Raw genomic sequence first — 20,904 nt, 5'->3', positions numbered from 1 at the left:
TCGTCATGGTCGGGAGTCGTCGTTCGGCTGGGGGCGGCACGGACGGGACCGGGGGCGGGACTACAGGCGCAGGGCCAGCGGGATCAGGAACTGGATCCCGATGACGAGGACGAGGAAGGACAGGTCCAGCATGACGGCCCCGAGCCGTAGCGGAGGGATGACACGGCGCAATGCTCGCAGCGGCGGGTCGGTCACGGTGTAGACGATCTCGACGAGCAACAGCAGCGGGCCGCGCGGCTCCCACGAGCGCGCGAAGGCCTGGACCAGGTCGAAGACGATCCGGGCGATGAGGATGATGAAGTAGAGCCACAGAACGGTGGCGAGCACCTGACCGACGCCCGTCACAGTCCTGGTCCTCCTGCCCGATGGTGGCCTCCAGACGGTGGGCCCGTCGTACCCGGGGCCAACCCTGCCGGCGACGGGCATGCGCGCTCCGCCGCGGTCACTGTACCCACCGCGACGGCCGGCTACCGACGGACGCGGTGGAACCGCTCAGCCCCGGCAGCTCGACCCGGTGCGCGCGACGGGGCCCACCACCGCGGCTCGGTCCGACCACCCATCGCGGCACGAGGGCCGCACGCGATGCTCAGCTGGTCTCTACCGCGGTCAGCTCGTCTTGGCTGCGTCGAAGTACGACATGTCGACGAGGGTCTGGTAGGACCACTTCGGCGAGGCAGGATCGACGTAGGCCAGGCCGCCGAGCTTCGCCACCTGGAGCGCCCCCTGCCAGTTCTTCTCGCTGATGTAGCCGGCCTCGGGGCCGCCGAGGAGCGGCTTGTTGGCTGCGGCCAGGGCGACCAGGTCCTCGCGGGGGAAGGTCTTCCAGTCGTTGTTCTGCAGCAGGGTGTCGGCGATCTGCTCCGGCGTCGCGGACTTGATGTAGGCCAGCGCCCGCTTGAAGCCGACCATGAAGCGCGTGACGGCCTCCCGCTTGGACTTCAGGGTGTCCGTGGCTCCCCACAGGCTCGCGTCCATGAAGTCGGTCGAGCGGATCTGCGCCGGCAACGACGCTTCGTCGCGGGGATCGACGATGAGGTGAAGCTTGCCGGCCTTGATGCCCGCATAGAACTGGTCGTACGACGTCAACGCGCAGTCGACGTTGCCGGACACCACGTTCGCGACCACCGTCGGCGGGTCGCCGAAGGTGACGTGCTGGTAGGTCGCACCGAAGGCCGACTTGTAGATCTCGCCCCACGCGTAGATCGACGTCCCCGGTGGCAGCGTCGCGAGGGTCTTGCAGTCGGTGATCGAGTTGATCCCGGGACGTCCGACCGTGAAGCCCGATCCGCGCTTGCCCAGCACCCAGCCGATGACCGAGGTAGCCCGGCCCTGGTTGGCCACGGCCAGCGCGCCCGGCAGTCCCAGCATCGCCACGTCGGCCTGCCCGGAGGCCACCGAAGTGGCGACCTGTCCCCCGGCGTTGCTGATCGTGACGTCGACCCCGGCGTCCTTGAAGTACCCGAGCTGCTGAGCGAGCCACACCGGCGAGAGCGTGACCGCTACCGCGCCGAGGGCCACAGTCAGCTTCTCCGGCGGGGCGGCGGAGCTACTCGACGACGAGCCGCCGCCACATGCCGCCAGTGCGGGCACCATCACCAGAGAGCCCGCCGCAGCAAGCACCAGTGACCGACGCAAGGCCATCCTGCCCATGAACAACTCCCTCGACCGACGCCTGTGCCGCCGACCGGCACGGGCCGAATCGACCCTACGGATCTCGATTGTCCAGATCAATATCGATTTAGTATGGCGGCCGGCGACGGCGACACGTCAAAGGGGGCGGATCGGGGACAGCCAGGGGCGTGAGGTAGCGGTCAGCGGGCGCTGGTGCGCCGGCGCGACGGGGCCCACAACCGCGAGGACCTCCCGCGGAGGGCGCCCGGTGCACGCCTTCCGGCAGGAGGTCCACGACGTCGACCCACCGCGTCAAGCGCAGCGGGTCAGGTGCCTAACCCTTGGCGGCGTCGAAGTACGACATGTCCACCATCGACTGGTACGACCACTTCGGCGCGGCCGGGTCGACGAACGACAGCCCGCCGAGCTTGGCCACCTCGAGGGCGGCGGTCCAGTCCTTCTCCGTGATCGCGCCGCCGTTCGGGCCCATCAGGGGCAAAGCGGCGGTGAGCAAGGCGACCAGGTCCTCGCGCGTGTAGGTCTTCCAGTCGTTGCTGGTCAGCAACAGGTCGGCGACCTGCTCCGGCGTCGCGGTCTTGATGTAGGCGAACGCCTTCTTCATACCGGCGACGAACCGGGTGACCGCCTCGCGCTTGTTCTTCAGGCTGTCGGTCATGCCCCAGAACGTGGCGTCGAGGAAGTCCGTCGACTTCACCTGCGCCGGAAGCGAAGCCTCGTCGCGCGGGTCGACGATCAGGTGGAGCTTGCCCGCCTTGATCGCCGAGTAGAACTGGTCGTACGTCGAGATCGCGCAATCGACGTTGCCGGCGGTGACGTTCGACGCGACCGTGGGCGGGTCGCCGAAAGTCACGTGCTGGTAGGTGGCGCCGAACGCGGTCTTGTACACCTCGCCCCAGGCGTAGACCCCGAAGCCGGGCGGCTGCGTGGCCAGCGTCTTGCAGTCGGTGATCGAGTTGATCCCGGGACGCGCGACGGCGAAACCGGAACCGCGCTTTCCCAACTCCCACAAGATAACTGACGTAGGACGGCCCTGGTTCGCCACCGTCAGCGCACCCGGCAGACCCAGGTTGCCGATGTCACTCTGCCCAGAGGTGACCGAGGTCGACACCTGGCCCCCGGCAACGGTGATGGTGGTGTCGACTCCGGCGTCCTTGAAGTAGCCGGCCTGCTGCGCGATCCACAACGGCGACAATGTGATCGCCACCGCGCCCGTGGCAACGGACACATGCTCGGTGGCTCCCCCGGATGCACTGTCCGACGACGCCCCACTCCCGCAGGCCGCCAACGCGGGGCCCAGCACCAGGGTGGCCGCCACGGCCAGCAAAGGTGGCTTTCGCCACAACATCCTTGTCATGAAACTGCACTACCTCTCTCACCACGCTAAGGCCGCCAACCGGCACAAAGCGGGCGAAAGGTATATCAATTCGTTATCGGGGGACAAATCGAGATTCCGCTTGGGGGACAACGCTGATCGCCGACAGAAACCTGGGCGCGGACGACGTCACCAAAGACCAAGCGGCCCCGACATGCCGACCACACGGGCCACTGAAAACCGGCGGTCGCCGGCAAACTCAACTCTGGTTGTAGAAACCGTCCTCGGCAAGCTGCGCGGCGGCCTCGGCGCGGACATCCACATTCGCCGGCGACAACAGGAACACCTTGTTCGTCACTCGCTCGATGCTGCCGTGCAGGCCGAACACCAGACCCGCCGCGAAGTCGACGATGCGCTTGGCGTCGACGTCGTCCATCTCGGTCAGGTTCATGATCACCGGGATATTCGTCCGGTACTCCTCACCGATCCGGCGAGCATCGTTGTAGCTGCGCGGATGAATGGTGTGGATCCGGTAGTCGCCGGTCACCGGTGCTGCCGGCGCGGGAGCCGGGCGTCGATCGGTCGACGCCTCGTCGCGAAAGGTCCGGACCGACCGCGGCTCGGCCACGCTGACCGAGCGCTGCTCGCGGGTGTCGGCCCGTTCCGGGGTGGACCGGACGCGCACGTCGCTGCTGTTGCTGCGGCGGCGATCGTCGAGGTCATCGTCGTACCCGTCGTAGTCCGGATCGTCTTCGACCAGACCGAGGTAGACCGCCATCTTGCGCATCGCGCCGGCCATGATCGCTCCTCGGGTGGGGCTTGCGGACGGCCCGGGTGGCGCTCGTCTCGCGGCCCGAGGTTACCCGAGGGCGGCACGCCCACCGAGCACTGCCGCGCCGATGCGAACGTGTGTCGCCCCGTGCGCCACCGCCGCTTCGAAGTCGCCGCTCATGCCGGCGGACAGCCACGTCGCGGCCGGATGGCGCTGCCGCACGCCGGCCGCGATCTCCGCCAGCCTGCCGAAGGCAACGTCCGGATCGCTGCCGCGCGGTGCCACCGCCATGACGCCGGCCAGCCGCAACCCCGCGCAACCGGCGACCGCGTCGGCCAAGGACACCGCGGTCTGCGGCGCGGCCCCGCCCCGCCCCGGGTCGACCGGCCGGCCGGACCACCAGCCGGGATCCAGCGAGACCTGGATCGTCACCTCGACCCGGCGGCCCGCGGCAACGGCCGCCGCATCGAGCGCGGTGGCCAGTTCCGGCCGGTCCACGGAGTGCACCGCGGCGACGTAGCGCAGCAGCGACCGGCACTTGTTGCGCTGCAGGCGACCGACGAAGTGCCAGCGGAGGCGCAGCTCACCGCACGCCGCCGCCTTGACCGCTGCTTCCTGGTCCCGGCTCTCCCCGACATCGACGATCCCGAGGCTCGCCAGCCGGCGTACGTCGGCCGCCGGCCAGGTCTTGGTGACCGCGATCACCGTCACCTCGGCGGGGTCGCGGCCCACCCGATTGCAGGTCCGGGCGATGCGCGACCGGACCGCGGTAAGGGCGGCGGCGAGCTCCGCCGTGCGACCGTCGGCAGTCACCGCGTCCCCGTGCACGGCGCCTCGTTCACGGCGTCTCGCTTACGGCGGCTCGTTCACGCGTCTGGCTCACGGCGTCCCGTCGAGTACGACGGCGACCCCGTGACGGCCGGTGCGACCGTCGCGTCGGTAGGAGTACAGCGTCGGGTCCTCCGCGGTGCAGCCCGCGTCGATCCGGACGGCAACGCCGTGGGCGCGCAACACCGACACGGCCCCGGCGCGCAGGTCCACCGACGGCAGCCCGGCCGACGACTGCGACGACGCGGCCGGCAGCCGGGCGGCGACCTGGTCCCGGCGCGACGAGGGCACGGGGTAGCAGCGGGCGCAGATCGACGGGCCGACGACTGCGGCGAGCTGACCGGCCCGGGCCCCCCGACCGCGCAACACCTCCAGCGTGGCCTCGATCACCCCGGCGGCAAGCCCACGCCAGCCGGCGTGGACCACCGCGGCCAGCCCGACCACCGGATCGACCAGGACCAACGGGACGCAGTCGGCGGCAAGTGCGACCAGGGCCAGTCCGGCCGTGGCGGTCACCAGCGCGTCGACGCCGGCCAGGTCGCCGCCGGGGACCGGGCCTTCGACCCAGCCGATCTCTCGACCGTGCACCGCGCCGGTGACGACCAGCCGGTCGACCGGTACGGCGAGCGAGCGGGCCAGCGCGGCCCGGTTGGCGGCCACTGCAACCGGGTCGTCGCCGACGTGGCCGGCGAGGTCCAGGCCGTCGTACGGCGGTCGCGAGACGCCGCCGCTCCGGTCGGTCACCACCCACCGGGCAGCGCCGATGCGCCCGCGGAGCCGCCAGCCCGCCGCGCCGGGCGACCCGGCGGGCGGCGACAGGGCTGCAGAACCGGTCACCGCTGCGGCAGTGGTCACCGCGACCGGTGGGGTGTCACTTCAGGAAGTCCGGGACGTCGAGGTCGTCGGCGTCGTCGAAGACGATCTTCCGTGGCTGCGGCTTGGGGACGGCGCGCGGCTCGATAGGAGCCGGGACCGGGTTGGCCGGTGCCGCGGCACTGTCGGCGGTGCCCGTGGCCGGGTCGGCTGCGACAGGGGCCTCGGCGGCGGTACGACGGGTGACCGGCCGGCTGGAGCGCGGCGGCGGCGCGCCGCCGTCGAAGCCGGCGGCGATCACGGTGACGCGTACCTCGTCGCCGAGGGTGTCGTCGATCACGGCACCGAAGATGATGTTGGCGTCCGGGTGGGCGGCGTCGGCCACCATCCTGGCCGCCTCGTCGATCTCGAAGAGCCCGAGGTCGCTGCCGCCGGCGATGGACAACAGGACGCCGTGGGCGCCGTCGATGCTCGCTTCCAGCAGCGGACTGGAGATAGCGCCCTGCGCAGCCTGCACCGCCCGCTCCTCGCCGCGGGCTGAACCGATGCCCATCAACGCGGAACCGGCGCCCTGCATGACGCTCTTGACATCGGCGAAGTCCAGGTTGATCAGGCCGGGAGTGGTGATCAGATCGGTGATCCCGGACACCCCTTGGAAGAGCACCTGGTCGGCCTGCCCGAAGGCGTTGACCATGCTGATGTTGCGATCGGTCAGCTGCAGCAGCCGGTCGTTCGGGATCACGATCAGGGTGTCGACCTCGGCTCGCAGTGCCTCGACGCCCTCGTCGGCCTGGGTCTGCCGGCGACGCCCCTCGAAGCCGAACGGCCGGGTCACCACCCCGATGGTCAGGGCGCCGAGCGAGCGGGCGATCTTGGCGACGGCCGGCGCACCGCCGGTGCCGGTCCCGCCACCCTCGCCGGCGGTGACGAAGACCATGTCCGCGCCCTTGATGACCTCTTCGATGTCCTCGGCGTGGTCCTCGGCGGCCCGGCGGCCGACATCGGGATCCGCACCGGCGCCCAGGCCGCGGGTCAACTCCCGGCCGATGTCGAGCTTGACGTCCGCGTCGCTCATGAGCAGGGCCTGCGCGTCGGTGTTGATGGCGATGAACTCGACGCCCTTCAGACCGACCTCGATCATGCGGTTGACGGCGTTGACGCCGCCGCCGCCGATCCCGACCACCTTGATCACGGCGAGGTAGTTCTGCGGTGCCGCCACGGCAGACCGCCCTTCTCTCTGCTGGACATGGTTCGACGCAGGGTGCGCTGACACGTCGGCGGCCCGTGCCCGGACCAATGGTGCAAGCCCAGCGCACGGGTCGACCTCAGGCGCGGATTGAGTCCTGCTCAGACCTCCACCTCAAGCAGAGGTTTAGCATTATGTCAACCTGCGGCTGCTCGTGAGGTTAGGTGCTGCGCGCGCTACGGCGCAAGCAGTCGGCCGAGCTGGCACCGGGGCATGTGCCCCGCGTCACGCCAGCTGGCACCCAGGTGGCGTGCGAGACGTCCTCGGCCGGCCTGAGCCGCTCGCCGAGCCGAACGCCGCCGGGTCAGCCGCCTGAGGTCGTGGGGAGTTCGGGCGCCGAGACGTCGTAGGTCGTCGCGTGGCGGGGCAGCAAGGCGGCGAGGACGGCCGCCTTCAGTTCAGGCCGTTCGGCACTGCCCCAGCGCACGACGGCACCGCCGGACAGCTTGAGCGACACCGCGTCGGGTGACGTGGCGGAGATCGCGATCACCTGGCCGGCCAGGTCGGCCGGCAGCGTCGCCGCGACGGCGACGGCCGCCGCCAGCGCGGCGGGCTCCGTGACGTCCTTGACGAACAGCAGGTCGCTGGGCCGACTCGCCGTGGTCCGCAGCGTCACACCGGTCGCGTCGACGACGCGGAAGCCGCCCGTGGCATCTCCGACGACGGCCACGGCGATCCGTTCGGTGACCACCACGATGACCGAGTCCGGCCAGCTGCGGGTCACCGTCGCGGTCGCCACCAGCGGGATCGCCGCGATCCGGGACTGCACCGCGGCCGTGTCGACCCGCAGCAGCGGCCGGCCGACCTCGTCGGCCACGGCGTCGCGGACGGCGGTCATCGTCGCCTCGGATGCGCCCTGCACCGTCACCGTCCGCAGCGCCAGGACGCCGGAGAACCCCACCAGCCAGCCGCCGATCAGCAGCAGCGCCGCCAGCACGACGCCGGCCACGACAGCGGTCCGCCGACGCCGCCGCCCGCCGCCGGACCCGCCGAGCCGCAGCCGCAGCCGCAGCCGCGACAGCACCCGACGCCCGCGCCGCGACGGGCCCGACACCGAACCGCTCGGCGAACCGCCGGCTGCCGTGTCCTGACGGTGCGGCGCCGTACCGACAGCCACGGCCCGAGCGGGGCCGGCGGGGGCGTTCATCGGCCGGCCCGCGGACCGGCCGCCGCCGACGCGCGCCGACGCAGCAACTCCAGCACCTCGGGCCCGATCATGGAGATGTCGCCGGCGCCCAAGGTCATCACGAGGTCGCCGGGGCGCGCCCGGTCGGCCAATCGGGAGGCGACCGCGGACCAACTCGGCTCGAACACGACGTTGGCCTCCGGCAGCGGCACGGCGGCAGCCATCAGTTGCCCACTGGCCCCCGGAATCGGCGCCTCGCCGGGCGCGAACACCTCGAGGACCACGACCTCGTCGGCCAGCCCGAGGGCCGCCCCGAACTCCTTCACGAACAGCGCCGTCCGGTAGTAGTGGTGCGCTTGGAACGCCACCACCAGCCGGCCACCGCCCGCGACATCGCGTGCGGCAGTGAGCGTGGCGGCGATCTCGGTGGGGTGGTGGGCATAGTCGTCGAAGACCCGGACGCCGTCGGCCTGCCCCCGGAACTCGAAACGCCGCCGGGTACCGCTGAACGACTCCAGCCCGACCCGCAGGTCTCCCGCGGAGTACCCGAGTCCGATTCCGGTGGCCCAGGCCGCTGTGGCGTTCAGGACGTTGTGGGCACCAGGAACGGCCAGGGTCGTCGTGCCCAGTCGCACCCCCCGATGGCTGACGTCGAACCGCGGCGTACCGGACTCGGCCGGCAGCGGGTGCACCACGAAATCCGCCGCCGGCGACCGGCCGTACGTTCGTACGTCGATGCCCTGGACACGCGCCGCCGCAGCGAGTTTCGCGGCCCCGATGTCGTCGGCACAACACACCAGGAAGCCGTCCCGGCCACCGATCCGTGCCGCGAACGACTCGAAGGCCGCCTCGATCGCGGTCAGCGTGCCCCAGTGATCGAGGTGGTCGGCCTCCACGTTGGTCACGATGCCGGCCACACAGTCCAGGTGCAGGAACGACCCGTCGCTCTCGTCGGCCTCCACGACGAACAACTCGCCGGTGCCGAGGTGCGCGTTCGAACCGGACTCGTTCAGTTCGCTGCCGATGGCGAAGGACGGATCCGCACCGCAGTGCTGCAACGCGACGGTGAGCATCGAGGTGGTGGTCGTCTTGCCGTGGGTGCCCGCGACGGCCACGCCCCGCTGCCCCGCCATGATCGCCGCGAGCGCCGCGGCCCGCGACAGGACCGGTACGCCGCGGCGGCGCGCCTCGAGAAGTTCGACGTTGGACTCCTTGATCGCCGTGGACACGACCACGACCGCCGCGCCGGCGACGTGGCCGGCGGCGTGGCCGACGTGCACAGTGGCGCCGAGCGCGCGCAGCGCGGACAGCCGGCGGGAGTCCTTGGCGTCGCTGCCGGACACCGTGACGCCGCGGGCCAGCAGAATCCGGGCGATACCGGACATCCCGGCCCCGCCGATGCCGACCACGTGGACCGGGCCGGCAAGCGGCTGTGCCGCAGAAGCAGTGCTCATCGGTGTCCTTCCGCGGGGCTGCGCGAGGCGGCAGCCTCACCGATCAGGTCGACGAGCCGCACATCGGCGTCCCGCACGCCGCACGACGCGGCAGCGGCGGCCATCGACCGCAGCCGTGCCGGGTCGCCGATGAGCCCGACGACGTGGTCGCGGACCCAGTCGCCGGTCAGGTCGGCGTCGTCGACCAGCAGTCCGCCGCCGGCCTGCACGACCGGCATCGCGTTGCGACGCTGCTCGCCGTTGCCGATCGGGAAGGGGACGTAGACCGCGGGCAACCCGACGGCGGCGACCTCGGCGCAGGTCATCGCGCCGGCCCGGCACAAGGCCAGGTCGGCAGCGGCGTACGCCAGATCCATCCGGTCGAGGTACGGCACCGCGACGTACGGCGGCGATCCGGCGGCGGCGTGCGCCACGGGCAGCTCGTTGCGCGCGCCGACCGCGTGCAGCACCTGGATCCCGGCTGCCGCGAAGGCGTCGGCGGCAGCCGTCGCTGCGGTGTTGAGCCGCACGGCGCCCTGCGAGCCCCCCATCACCAGCAGCGTGGGACGCTCCGGCTGCAGGCCGAAGAACTGCCGGGCCGCAGCCTGCTCGGCCTGCCGGTCCAGGCCACTGATGGCCGGGCGCAGCGGCAGGCCCACCAGCCGGGCGCCGCGCAGGCTGCCGCGCACGGTCTCCGCGACGTACGGCGTCAGCCGGGCACCCAGGCGGTTCGCCAGGCCGGGACGGGCATTGGCTTCGTGCACCACGATCGGTACGGCGGCCCGGCGCGCGGCCAGGTAGCCGGGCAGCGCGACGTACCCGCCGAACCCGACGAGCACGTCCGCGCCGACGTCGTCCAGGATCCGGCGTACCGCGGCGACGGCCTGGCGCAACCGGGCCGGCAGCGAGAACAGGTCGGCCGTCAGCTTGCGGGGCAACGGGACGGGCGGGATCACCGTCAGCTCGTAGCCGCGGGCGGGCACCAGCGTGGTCTCCAGCCCGCGCTCGGTGCCGAGCACGGTGACCGACGTGTCCGGGTCGTTGCGGCGCAAGGCATCGGCGAGGTTGAGCGCCGGTTCGATGTGCCCGGCCGTCCCACCGCCGGCCACGACCACCCGCAGTGCGCCCACTACCGCTCCGCGGGAGCGCCCGGCCGCGCCGCGCGGCCGGCCCGGCGGGCGAACGCCATGAGCATGCCGAGGGCGAGCAGGACCGGGATCAACGACGAGCCGCCGTACGAGACCAGCGGCAGCGGGACGCCGGTGATCGGCAGCAGGCCGAGCACCCCGCCGATGTTGACCACCGCCTGGGCGAGGATCCAGCTGCCCACACCGGCTGCGGCCAGCTGCGTGAACCGGTCGGCCGATCCCCGAGCGAGCCGGAACGCGGCGATCCCGAGCACGGCGAACAGCGCGAGGACCAGCAACGTCCCGACCAGGCCCAGTTCCTCGCCGATCACCGGCAGGATGAAGTCGGTGTGGGCCTCCGGCAGGCTGCCCCACTTCTCCCGGCTCGCGCCGAGTCCCACCCCCCACCAGCCGCCCGTGCCGAGCGCGTAGGTGCCCTGCATGAGCTGCCAGCCGCCGTCCAGCCGGTCAGCGGCCGGGTCCAGCCACGCGCTGAAACGCTCGAGCCGATAAGGCGCTGCCAGCGAGAGCGCCACGACGCCGAGCCCGGCGAGCGCCGCGAGTCCGGCGAACAGTCGCAGCGGCGCACCGGCGACGAACAGCACGCCGGCCGCGATGAGACCGAGCACCAGGGCGTTGCCGAAGTCGCCCTCGGCCAGCACCAGCACCATCAGCAGCCCGGTCACCGGCAGCAACGGCAGCAGCAGATGCGACCACCGGTCCAGCAGCATGTCCTTGCGTGCCAACAGGTTCGCCGACCACACGACCAGCGCGAGCTTGGCCACCTCCGACGGCTGGAAGCGGAACGGGCCGAACAGCTCGATCCAGTTGCGCTGCCCGGCGACCGAGCGCCCCACCAGCAGGACCAGGACCAGCAGGACGACGGCGATGATCAGGGCAAGCCAGGCGGTCCGGGCGAACCAGGTCGGCGGCAACCGCGATGCGACGAGCATGCCGACGACGCCGATGCCGGCGAACAGCAACTGCCGGCCGGCCAGTTCGTACGGCGACCCGAAGATCTTGATGCTCTCGATCGCCGACGCCGACCAGACCATGACCAGACCGAGAGCCAGCAGCAGCAGCGTCGCGCCGGCCAGCAGGTAGTACAGCGACAGCGGATGATCCAGCAGCCGCGCCCGCAACGAGTCCGCGGCGCGGCCGTCCTCGACGGTCACCGCCGGCCCGAGCGACCCCGGCTGCTCGCGCCACTCGACCGGTGCCGTCACGACGGCGCGCCGCTCAACCGGCGGACGGCTGCGGCGAACTCGTCACCTCGGTGGGCGTAATCGCGGAACATGTCCCAGGACGCGCACCCGGGGGCCAGCAGCACCGTGTCACCGGGCTGCGCCAGTGCGGCGGCCGCTCGTACGACGTCGTCCATGGCATCAGTGTCGGTGCGGCTCACCTCGACCACGGGGACCTCGGGCGCGTGTCGGGCCAGCGCCGCGGCCAGCACCTCGCGATCGACCCCGAGCAGGACCGCACCGCGCAGACCGGCGGCAGCGGCTGCCACCAGCTCGTCGAAGGCTTGGCCCTTCGCCATCCCGCCGGCGATCCAGACCACCGGACGGTATGCGGCCAACGAGGTCTGCGCGGCGTGGGCGTTGGTGGCCTTCGAGTCGTCGACGTAGCGCACGCCGCCGACCACGGCGACCTCGGCGATGCGATGACCGGCCGGGGTGAAGCTGCGCAACCCGTCGCGCACCGCTGCCGCCGGTACGCCGTAGGCGCGGGCCAGCGCAGCCGCGGCCAGCGCATTGGCCACGTTGTGGGCCGCCGCCGGGACGACGTCGCCGACCTCGGCCAGCTGCTGCGCGGCGCGGTGGCGGTCCGGCCCGAACGCGCGGTCGACCAGCAGGCCGTCGACGACGCCGAGCATGCCGACGTCCGGCACCCCCAGCGTGAATCCGACGGCCCGGGCGCCGTCGACGACGTCGGCAGCGCGGACCAGTTCCTCGGTCAACGGCTCGTCGGCGTTGTAGACGCAGGCCAGTTGGGTGCGGGCGTACACCTGGCCCTTGGCCGCGACGTACGCCTGCCACGAACCGAAATGGTCCACGTGGTCGGCGGCGACGTTCAGGCAGGCGGCGCCCAGCGGGGACACGGTGTGCAGGAACGGCAGTTGGGGCGCGCCGACCTCGACCGCGATGACCTCGACGTCGTCGTGCATCACGGTGTCGACCAGGGATCGCCCGATGTTGCCCGCCGCGACGGTACGCCGCCCCGCCGCCCGCAGCATCGACTCGAGCATGAGCGTCGTCGTCGTCTTCCCGTTGGTCCCGGTGACCAGCAGCCAGGGCGCCGGGTCGACCGCCGGGCGCAGCCGCCAGGCCAGTTCGAGCTCACCCCAGACCGGGACCTGCCGCCGTTGCGCAGCAACGACGAGCGGGGCGTCGGGCCGCAGACCGGGCGACACCACGAGCAGGTCGGCACCGGCCGGCAGCTCGTCGCCGGCGCCGAGGATCACCGTGGCGCCGATCAGCTCCAGGATCTCCGCGCGGCGCTGCTGCGCCTCGCCGGAGGCGCTGTCGGTCACCGTCACCCGGGCGCCGAGCTGGCACAGCGCATCGGCGCAGGCGAAACCGGCGACGCCGATCCCGGCTACGACGACGTGGACCGCGGACCAGTCCGAGTCCCGGTGCAACGCGCCGACCGCCAGGCTCACGCGACCCACTCGGCATAGAACAGGGTGAGGCCCGCTCCGATACACAGCCCCTGGATGATCCAGAACCGCACCACGATCTGGATCTCCGGCCAGCCCAGCATCTCGAAGTGGTGATGCAGCGGCGCCATCCGGAACATCCGGCGGCCGGTCAGCTTGTACGACCCGACCTGCCCGATGACCGACAGCACGATGAGCAGGAACAGGCCGGCCATCAACGGCAACAGCAACTCGGTACGCGTGAAGATCGCCAGCGCGGCGATGGCACCGCCGAGCGCCAGCGAGCCGGTGTCACCCATGAAGATCTTCGCCGGCGCTGTGTTGTGCCAGAGGAAACCGAACGTCGCCCCGGCGCAGGCGGCGGCGAACACCGCCAGGTCCAGCGGATCACGCACGTCGTAGCAGCGGGCGACGTGTGCAGCGGTACACGCCTGGTTGTACTGCCAGACGCCCAGCAGGATGTAGCCGGCGAACGTCATGAGGCTCGCCCCGGTCGCCAGGCCGTCGAGCCCGTCGGTGAGGTTCACCCCGTTGGTGGTCGCGGTGACCAGGAACCAGACCCAGACGACGAACACCGCCAACGGCAGCACGATCGAGCTGTCGCGGACGTACGACACCGCCATCGACGCCGGAGTGTTTCCGCTGGCGTCCTCGAATTGCACGGACAGCAGGGCGAAGGCGACGGCGACCGCCGCCTGCCCGGCGAGTTTCGTGCTGGCGCGAATACCGGTGCTGCGCTGTTTGAAGATCTTCAGGTAGTCGTCGGCCATGCCGACCAGCCCGAGCCCGATCATGAGGAACAGGCACAGCAGGCCGGAGGCCGACGGCGGCCGCCACAGCAGCAGGTGGACGCCGAGGTAGCCGGCGAGCACGGCCACGAGAATGGCCAGCCCGCCCATCGACGGGGTGCCCCGCTTGCCCTCGTGCTGCGGATATGGCTCGTCCGGAGTGGAGACCCGGATCGCCTGGGCGTAGCCGTGGCGGCGCAGGAAGCGGATGAGCAACGGCGTTCCGAACAGCGACACCAGGATCGACAGCCCGCCGCCGACGACGATGAGCCTCATGGCCGCTCTCCCGTTGCGGCGCCTGCCAGCAGCGCCTCGGCGACGCGCTCCAGGCCCACCGCCCGGGATGCCTTGACCAGCACCACGTCGCCGGGACGCAGCTCCGCCAGCAGCACCGCGATGGCGGCGTCGGGATCCTCGACGTACTGCGATTCCTGTCCCCAGGACCCTTCGTGACTGGCGCCCAGGTGGATCGGGCGGGCGCCGGCGCCCACGGCGACCAGCCGGGACACGTCGAGCCGGACCGCCAGCCGCCCGATCGCGTCGTGCTCGGCCGTGGCGTCCTGGCCGAGCTCGCGCATCTCGCCGAGGACCGCCCAGGACCGGTGCCCGGCGGACATCGCCACCAGCGCCTTCAACGCGGCGCGCATCGAGTCCGGGTTGGCGTTGTAGGCGTCGTTGATGACCGTCACCCCGGCCGCCGTCCGGCTGACCTCCATCCGCCAGCGACTGGCCGGCACCACCGCCGACAGCCCGGCGGCAACCGCCGGCAACGGCAGGCCGCACTCCAGCGCGACCGTGGCCGCAGCCAGCGCATTGCTGACCTGGTGCGCGCCGTGCAACGGCAGCGACACGGGCTCCGCCTGCCCGTCGCTGACCAGGCGGAACGACGGCCGGCCCAGTTCGTCGAGGCGCACGGAGTCCGCCCGCACGTCGGCCGCCGCGGATTCGCCGAAGGTCCGGACCCGGCCCGGCGTCCGGTCCCGCATCGCCGCCACGAGCGGATCGTCGGCGTTGAGCACCGCGAGGCCTTCCGGTGCAACGGATTCGACCAGCTCGCCTTTGGCGGCGGCGATCGTGGCCCGGTCGCCGAACGTCGCCAGGTGCGCCGATCCCACGTTGAGCACGACCGCGATGTCCGGTGGCGCGATCCGGGTCAGGTACGCGATGTGGCCGACCCCGCGGGCGCCCATCTCCAGCACCAGCGTCGCTGTCGAGTCGTCGCTGCGCAGGATCGTCAGCGGGACGCCGACCTCGGTGTTGAACGAGCCGACCGGTGCCACCACGGGCCCGGCCGCACCCAGCACCGACGCGAGCAGGTCCTTGGTGGTCGTCTTGCCGCTGCTGCCGGTGACGGCCACGACCCGCGGTCCGCCGCGCACCCGCAGCCGCGCGAGTGTCGCCGCCGCGAGGCGGCCCAGGGCGGCCACCGGATCGGGTACGACGACGGCCGGGACCCCAACCGGTCGGGCGGCCAGCACCGCCGCCGCACCGGCGGCCACCGCGCCCGCGGCGAAGTCGTGCCCGTCCACCCGCTCCCCCGCGATGGCGACGTAGAGGTCGCCCTCGCTGACCTGCCGCGAGTCGGCGACGGCACCGCAGACAGTCGCCTCGGGATCGGGCACGTCGACCAGGTCCCCGTCGACGTCGGCCGCGAGGTCACGCAGTCGCAGCGGGTTCACCGGCGTACCGCCGCGAACGCCTCCGCCGCGACCACCCGGTCGTCGAACGGGTACCGCTGACCGGCGATCTCCTGGCCGTCCTCGTGACCCTTGCCCAGGATCAGCACGGCGTCCCCGGGCCGGGCGGCATCGGCCACCGCCCGGATCGCCGCCTGCCGCGAGCCGAGCTCGACAACCTCGGCCCGCTCCGCCTCGGGGACGTCGGCTGCTCCGGCCAGCACCGCCGCCCGGATGGCCGCCGGGTCCTCGCTGCGCGGGTTGTCGTCGGTCACCACCAGCAGATCGGCCAGCCGGGCGGCCACGGCCCCGATCACCGGCCGCTTGCCGCGGTCACGGTCGCCGCCGCAACCCAGCACGACCAGGACGCGGCCGGGTGGGGCCGGTCGGGTCGCGCGCAGCACCCGGTCGACCGCGTCCGGGGTGTGGGCGTAGTCGACGAAGACCTCGACGCCGTCCGTGCCGGCCACGCGCTCCATCCGGCCCGGGACGACCAGCCGGCCGAGAGCGAGCGCGGCGGCGTCGTCCAGCTCCGCCCCACCCGCCCGTACCGCGAGATCGGCGGCGAGCACGTTGAGTGCGTTGAACGGGCCGGGCAGGTCGACGTGCAGCAGCCGGTGCCGGCCGGCGGGCCCGATGACCGACACGTCCTGTCCGGTCCCCGACGGCGTCGCTGCGCGCAGCTGCCAGTCCGCCGGCGTGTCCGGGCCGCCGTACGTGGTGACCGGCAGAGCCGTGGCCGCGGCCAGCCGCCGGCCCCAGTCGTCGTCGACGCACACCACCGCGGTCCGCGCGTGCGCGGGGGTGAACAGCCGGGACTTGGCCTGGAAGTACTCCTCGAGCCCGCCGTGGAAATCCAGGTGGTCCTGCGACAGGTTGGTGAACACCGCGACGTCGAACCGCAGGCCGTTGACCCGCCCCAGCGCCAGGGCGTGGCTGGACACCTCAAGGACGGCCGCGGTCACGCCGCGCTCCACCATGACCGCCAACAGGGCGTGGATGTCGGTCGCCTCCGGCGTCGTGCGGGCGGACGGGACCTGCTCGTCGCCGATCAGCGCGCCGGTGGTGCCGACGACCCCGGTGCGATGCCCGGCCAGCCGCAGGCCGCGCGCCGCCAGGTACGACACGGTCGTCTTGCCGTTGGTCCCGGTGATGCCGACCAGCAGCAACCGGTGTGCGGGGTAGCCGTACGCCCAGGCGGCCACGTCGCCCAGTGCCGCACGCGGATCGGGGACGACCAGGACGGGCAGCCCGGTCTGCCGTGCCGCGTCCTGCCCGGTCGGATCGGTCAGCACGGCAACCGCGCCGGCCGACCGGGCCTGGTCGACGTACCGCGCGCCGTGGGTCAGCGCGCCGGGCAGCGCGGCGTACAGGTCGCCGGGCTGCACGGCACGCGAATCGTGGCTGACACCCAGCACGGCGACGGGCGACTCAGGCGGGGACAGGTGCAACAGCGCGGCGGCCTCCGCGAGGGGCCTGGGCACCGGGGCGGGTCGGGGCGCGCTCGGCACGGCTCGAGGCTACCGGCCGTCCGGGGTGACCTTGAGCGGCGACGCGACGGTGCCGGTCGGCGGCAGATGCAGGGTCTGCAGCGCCGAGGTCATGATCTGGGCGAACACGGGTGCGGCCAAGGTGCCGCCGTAGTGACTGGTCTGCGGGTTGTTGATCGATACGGCGACCACCAGCTGCGGATCGTCCGCCGGCGCCATCCCGATGAACGAGGCGACGTAACCGTCGTAGCCGCGTCCGTTGGGGTTGACCCGCTGCGCGGTGCCGGTCTTGCCGGCCACCCGGTAGCCGTCGATCTTCGCCAGCGGCGCGGTCCCGTTGGTGATCACGGTCTCGAGCATCCGGCGCATCGTCGTCGCGGTCTGCGCGGACACCACCCGGGTCGAGGTCGGCGCGGCCACCGGCGTCGTGCTGCCGTCGGCGGCGACGTAGCTCCTGACCAGGCTCGGCTGCACCCGGACTCCGTCGTTGGCGATCGTCGCGTAGATGCTCGCGGCCTGGACGGCGTTGACCGACAGGCCCTGGCCGAAGGAGATCGTCGGGAACGAGGTCGCCGACCAGGCGGAGGTCGGCGGGACGTAACCGCGGGCCTCACCCGGGAACCGCAGCCCCGTCGGCTCGCCCACGCCGAACGCCTTGAGGTAGCGGTACAGCGTGTCCTGGCCGATCAGCCGGGTCGCTTCGATCGTGCCGATGTTGCTGGACTTGGCCAGGATCCCGTTGAGCGTCAGCTTGATGTCGCCGTGGTTGAAGTCGTCGCCGAACGTCGCTCCGCCGACCGCCAGCTTCGCCGGGATGTCGAATACGGTCCCGGCGTCGGCCTTCCCTTCCTCGATGACGGCGGCCAGGCTCATCACCTTGCTGGTGGAGCCGGGTTCGAAGACGTCGCTGAGGGCCCGGTTGCCGCGATCGGCGACGGCCGCCTCCGCAGGCTGGTTCGGGTCGAAGGTGGGCACCGTGGCCAGTGCCAGGATCTCCCCGGTCCGCGGGTTCATCACCACTGCCGTGCCGCTGTCGGCGTGCGACTGCTTGACCTTCTGCGCCAAGGCCTGCTGCGCCACCCACTGGATGTCGCCGTTGATCGTCAGGTTCACGTCCAGGCCGGGCTGCGCGGCGATCTCGCTGTCGTCGGCCGTGGGGATCTCGCCGCCCCCGGCGCTGCGTTCGTAGGTGCGACTGCCGTCCTTGCCGGCGAGCTCGGACTGCAGTCCGTACTCCAGGCCGCCCAGCCCCTTGCCGTCCGCGCCGACGAAGCCGATGAGATTGGCCGCGAGTTCCCCGGCGGGATAGGTGCGTTTCGTACTCGGTTCGCTGAAGATGCCCGGCTGGCCCAACGCCCGGACGTCGGCCCACTGCGCGGGCGTCGCTTCCTTCTTCAGGTAGACGAATCGCCGGGTGCCGGTCAGCCGGTCGGCGAGGATCGCCGCGTCGATGCCGAGGACGGGGGCGAGCGCGGCGGCTGCGGCCTGCGGGTCACGTACCTGCGTCTGGTCCGCGGTGATGTTCACCGCGTCGACGGTCACCGCGAGCGCCGTGCCGGCGGCGTCCCGGATGGTGCCGCGGCCGGCCGGCAGGTCGACGGTGCGGAGTCGTTGTCCCAGAGCGGCTCCCGCCAGCGCCTCGCCCCGCACGGCCTGCAGTTCCAGCAGCCGGCCGGCGAAGATGGTGAGGAACACCAGGATCACCACCAGCGCCATGGACGCCCGGCGGCGCGGGCTGCCCGTGCGCAATCGTCGCGGCGGACGGCGCAGCGTGCCGCCGGCGGTCGCCGGGCGCGGCGACGTACGGCGCGGCGGCGTACGGCGGGGCGGCGCGGCGCGGAGTTCGGTCGGCGCGACCCGACCGGTGGCTGCGGTGCGACGGCTGGGAGCCGGGCGGCGGGCGGGCGCGGGACGCCGTGGCGGCGTGGTCGTACTCACCGCTGCCTCGCGCCGGTGGCCGGGACCGGGTCGGGCTTGGCGCCGTCGTCGACCGCCGTCACGCCCGACGCAGCGGGGGCCGCCGCCGCGTCCGCACCCGGCGTAGGCGTTCCTCCTGTCGTGGCGGTGCCTGCCGCTGCGGTACCGCCCGTCGCCGCCGTACCGGTCGCCGCCGAGGCGCCACCGGCCTGCGTTCCGGCGGCCTGCGCTGTATCTGCCGGTGGCGCGGCGACCGGTGTGGCGGTGCCGGCGGCCGGATCCGCACCGCCGGTGGCGGGTTCCGTGCCCTGCCGTTTCGGCAGCGGGGCGGGTATCGGCGTACCCAGCACCTTGCGATCGGCGAGCCGCAGGAACACCGGGGCGGGGCTGCGCACCATGCCCAGCGCGCGGGCCCGCTGCTCCAGGTTCACCGGCGAGGACTGCCCGGCGACAGCTTGGGCGAGCGTCTGTTCGGTATCGGCCAGGCTGCTGGACCGGGCCCGCAGGTCGGCCATCGCGAACGCGCCTTGCGCCAGCAGCGTGTTGATGAACAGCAGGCCGAGCAGGCCGGCACCGAGCAGCAGGCACACCAGCAGGACGAACACCCCGCGGCCGGCGCGATGGGTGGCCGGCGGGACCGCGGCGCGGACCCCGGCCGCAGTGGCCGGGCGCCCCGTCGCCGGCCGGCGCGGCACGGCTCGTCGTGCCGGCCCTGCGGGACGGGTCGTCCGGTCGGGTCGGCGGGTGGCCGGACCCGACGATCGGCCGCGCCAGGCCGGTGCGGACAGGCTCATGCCACGTCCCGCAGCTTCTCCGCCGCACGGAGCCGGACGGACGCCGCTCGGGGGTTCGCCTCCTGCTCCGCGGCCGACGCCGTCTCGGCACCCCGGGTCAGTAGGCGCAACCACGGACGTGCCTGCTCCGGGATCACCGGCATCCCCGGCGGCGCCTGGACCGTCGCACCGTCCCGCAGGACGCCCTTGACCAGCCGGTCCTCCAGTGACTGGTACGACATCACCACGATCCGGCCGCCGACGGTGAGTGCTTGCAGCGCAGCGGGTATCGCGCGCCGTAGCGCGTCGAGTTCGCCGTTCACCTCGATCCGCAGCGCCTGGAAGGTGCGCTTGGCCGGGTTCCCGCCCGTTCGCCGTGCGGCGGCAGGTATGGCCTGCCGGATCACCTCCACCAGGCGTGCGCTGCTGGTGAACGGTGCCGCCTCGCGCTCGCGTACGACGAGACGGGCGATCTGCCGGGCGAAGCGCTCCTCGCCGTAGACCCGCAGCACCCGTGCCAGCTCGCCGGCCGGGTAGGTGTTCACCACGTCGGCCGCCGTGGCACCCGACGTGGCATCCATCCGCATGTCCAGCGGAGCGTCGTGCGCGTAGGAGAAGCCGCGCGACACCTCGTCGAGCTGCAGCGAGGACACCCCGAGGTCGAACAGCACGCCGTCGACGGCGGGCAACCCGAGCCCGGCCAGCACGTCGCCGATCTCGTCGTAGACGGCGTGGACCAGCGTCACCCGCTCCGTGTACGGCGCGAGCCGGTCAGCCGAGATCGCCAGCGCCTGCTGGTCGCGGTCGAGGCCGACCACCCGCAGGCGGGGGAAGCGAGCCAGCAGCGCCTCGCTGTGGCCGCCGAGGCCGCAGGTGGCGTCGACCAGCACCGGCCGGTCACCGGCGAGCGCCGGTCCGAGAAGCGCCACGCAACGATCCAGCAGGACGGGGACGTGAACTGCCATCGACCCGCTCAGCCCCACCGGTCGACCAGGGCACCGACGCCGAGCAGTGCGGCGGCCGTCAGGCTTGTCGCGAGCGCCAGGATGGCCAGCGCCCGCAACGCGGCGACGACGCCGGGAAGTGATCGCGCGGCGCCGGGATCCGTCGGGCCGATGCCGGTCGCCGCCATATCGGGCACCTCTCGTGTCGTCGTCCGACGATCGCGCCGCGAGCGGCCTCGCCCGTCGATGCGGTCGGGAATCGGTCCCTGCGTGCTGCGGACCCCCCGGATCCGTCGTTGTACCGTCGTCCTTGGATCCGGTCGTACCGGATCGGTTGGCTCCCAGCGACTTTCGGCGTTCGACGT

At 72.6% G+C, this 20,904-nt stretch carries 18 protein-coding genes; all 18 read right to left on the bottom strand.

The window, feature by feature from the left end:
* Positions 1–60: 60 nt before the first annotated feature.
* The 18 genes from EPO13_01090 to rsmH all read right to left on the bottom strand — a co-directional run bounded on the left by EPO13_01090 (position 61) and on the right by rsmH (position 20,560).
* Positions 61–426, bottom strand: coding sequence for a YggT family protein (locus EPO13_01090; protein ID TAK71119.1), 366 nt, complete (start codon positions 424–426; stop codon positions 61–63).
* A gap of 180 nt (positions 427–606) precedes the next feature.
* Complete coding sequence (locus tag EPO13_01085) at positions 607–1,650, bottom strand: ABC transporter substrate-binding protein (GenBank protein ID TAK71118.1); 1,044 nt, start codon at positions 1,648–1,650, stop codon at positions 607–609.
* 295 nt (positions 1,651–1,945) lie between these two features.
* Positions 1,946–2,986, bottom strand: a complete 1,041-nt coding sequence (locus EPO13_01080) for an ABC transporter substrate-binding protein (protein ID TAK71117.1) — start codon at positions 2,984–2,986, stop codon at positions 1,946–1,948.
* Between the two features lie 217 nt (positions 2,987–3,203).
* A complete protein-coding gene (locus EPO13_01075) occupies positions 3,204–3,743 on the bottom strand; it encodes a cell division protein SepF (GenBank protein TAK71116.1) in 540 nt (179 codons plus the stop codon).
* A 60-nt stretch (positions 3,744–3,803) separates the two neighbouring features.
* The gene (locus EPO13_01070) at positions 3,804–4,529 is read right to left on the bottom strand and encodes a YggS family pyridoxal phosphate-dependent enzyme (protein TAK71115.1); all 726 of its coding nucleotides are present in this window, start codon (positions 4,527–4,529) and stop codon (positions 3,804–3,806) included.
* A gap of 66 nt (positions 4,530–4,595) precedes the next feature.
* Complete coding sequence (locus EPO13_01065; protein ID TAK71199.1) at positions 4,596–5,309, bottom strand: laccase; 714 nt, start codon at positions 5,307–5,309, stop codon at positions 4,596–4,598.
* A gap of 106 nt (positions 5,310–5,415) precedes the next feature.
* Positions 5,416–6,576 (bottom strand): cell division protein FtsZ, encoded by a 1,161-nt coding sequence (gene ftsZ / locus EPO13_01060; GenBank protein ID TAK71114.1) that lies wholly within the window; start codon positions 6,574–6,576, stop codon positions 5,416–5,418.
* A 331-nt stretch (positions 6,577–6,907) separates the two neighbouring features.
* Positions 6,908–7,750, bottom strand: coding sequence for an FtsQ-type POTRA domain-containing protein (locus tag EPO13_01055; GenBank protein ID TAK71113.1), 843 nt, complete (start codon positions 7,748–7,750; stop codon positions 6,908–6,910).
* Positions 7,747–9,183 (bottom strand): UDP-N-acetylmuramate--L-alanine ligase, encoded by a 1,437-nt coding sequence (locus tag EPO13_01050; protein TAK71112.1) that lies wholly within the window; start codon positions 9,181–9,183, stop codon positions 7,747–7,749. The genes EPO13_01055 and EPO13_01050 overlap by 4 nt, the downstream gene beginning before the upstream one ends.
* Positions 9,180–10,283, bottom strand: coding sequence for an undecaprenyldiphospho-muramoylpentapeptide beta-N-acetylglucosaminyltransferase (gene murG, locus EPO13_01045; protein TAK71198.1), 1,104 nt, complete (start codon positions 10,281–10,283; stop codon positions 9,180–9,182). Before murG ends, EPO13_01050 begins: the two co-directional genes overlap by 4 nt.
* An 8-nt stretch (positions 10,284–10,291) precedes the next feature.
* On the bottom strand, positions 10,292–11,515 hold the full coding sequence (ftsW, locus tag EPO13_01040) for a putative lipid II flippase FtsW (protein ID TAK71111.1): 1,224 nt from the start codon (positions 11,513–11,515) through the stop codon (positions 10,292–10,294).
* On the bottom strand, positions 11,512–12,933 hold the full coding sequence (locus tag EPO13_01035) for a UDP-N-acetylmuramoyl-L-alanine--D-glutamate ligase (protein TAK71197.1): 1,422 nt from the start codon (positions 12,931–12,933) through the stop codon (positions 11,512–11,514). Before EPO13_01035 ends, ftsW begins: the two co-directional genes overlap by 4 nt.
* Before the next feature lie 17 nt (positions 12,934–12,950).
* Complete coding sequence (locus tag EPO13_01030) at positions 12,951–14,015, bottom strand: phospho-N-acetylmuramoyl-pentapeptide-transferase (GenBank protein TAK71110.1); 1,065 nt, start codon at positions 14,013–14,015, stop codon at positions 12,951–12,953.
* Positions 14,012–15,418 (bottom strand): UDP-N-acetylmuramoyl-tripeptide--D-alanyl-D-alanine ligase, encoded by a 1,407-nt coding sequence (locus EPO13_01025; protein TAK71109.1) that lies wholly within the window; start codon positions 15,416–15,418, stop codon positions 14,012–14,014. The genes EPO13_01030 and EPO13_01025 overlap by 4 nt, the downstream gene beginning before the upstream one ends.
* Positions 15,415–16,926, bottom strand: coding sequence for a UDP-N-acetylmuramoyl-L-alanyl-D-glutamate--2,6-diaminopimelate ligase (locus tag EPO13_01020; protein TAK71108.1), 1,512 nt, complete (start codon positions 16,924–16,926; stop codon positions 15,415–15,417). Before EPO13_01020 ends, EPO13_01025 begins: the two co-directional genes overlap by 4 nt.
* A gap of 9 nt (positions 16,927–16,935) precedes the next feature.
* Positions 16,936–18,843 (bottom strand): penicillin-binding protein 2, encoded by a 1,908-nt coding sequence (locus tag EPO13_01015; GenBank protein TAK71107.1) that lies wholly within the window; start codon positions 18,841–18,843, stop codon positions 16,936–16,938.
* Positions 18,840–19,517 carry a hypothetical protein gene (locus tag EPO13_01010; protein TAK71106.1) on the bottom strand — a complete coding sequence of 226 codons (678 nt, stop codon included), beginning with the start codon at positions 19,515–19,517 and terminating at the stop codon, positions 18,840–18,842. The genes EPO13_01015 and EPO13_01010 overlap by 4 nt, the downstream gene beginning before the upstream one ends.
* A gap of 95 nt (positions 19,518–19,612) precedes the next feature.
* A complete protein-coding gene (rsmH, locus tag EPO13_01005; GenBank protein TAK71105.1) occupies positions 19,613–20,560 on the bottom strand; it encodes a 16S rRNA (cytosine(1402)-N(4))-methyltransferase RsmH in 948 nt (315 codons plus the stop codon).
* Between the last annotated feature and the right edge of the window lie 344 nt (positions 20,561–20,904).

This window comes from Actinomycetota bacterium (genome assembly GCA_004297305.1).
Lineage (GTDB): Bacteria > Actinomycetota > Actinomycetes > S36-B12 > FW305-bin1 > FW305-bin1.
Note: the sequence above shows the minus strand (reverse complement) of the source record. Positions and strands in the feature narration are given on the sequence as shown.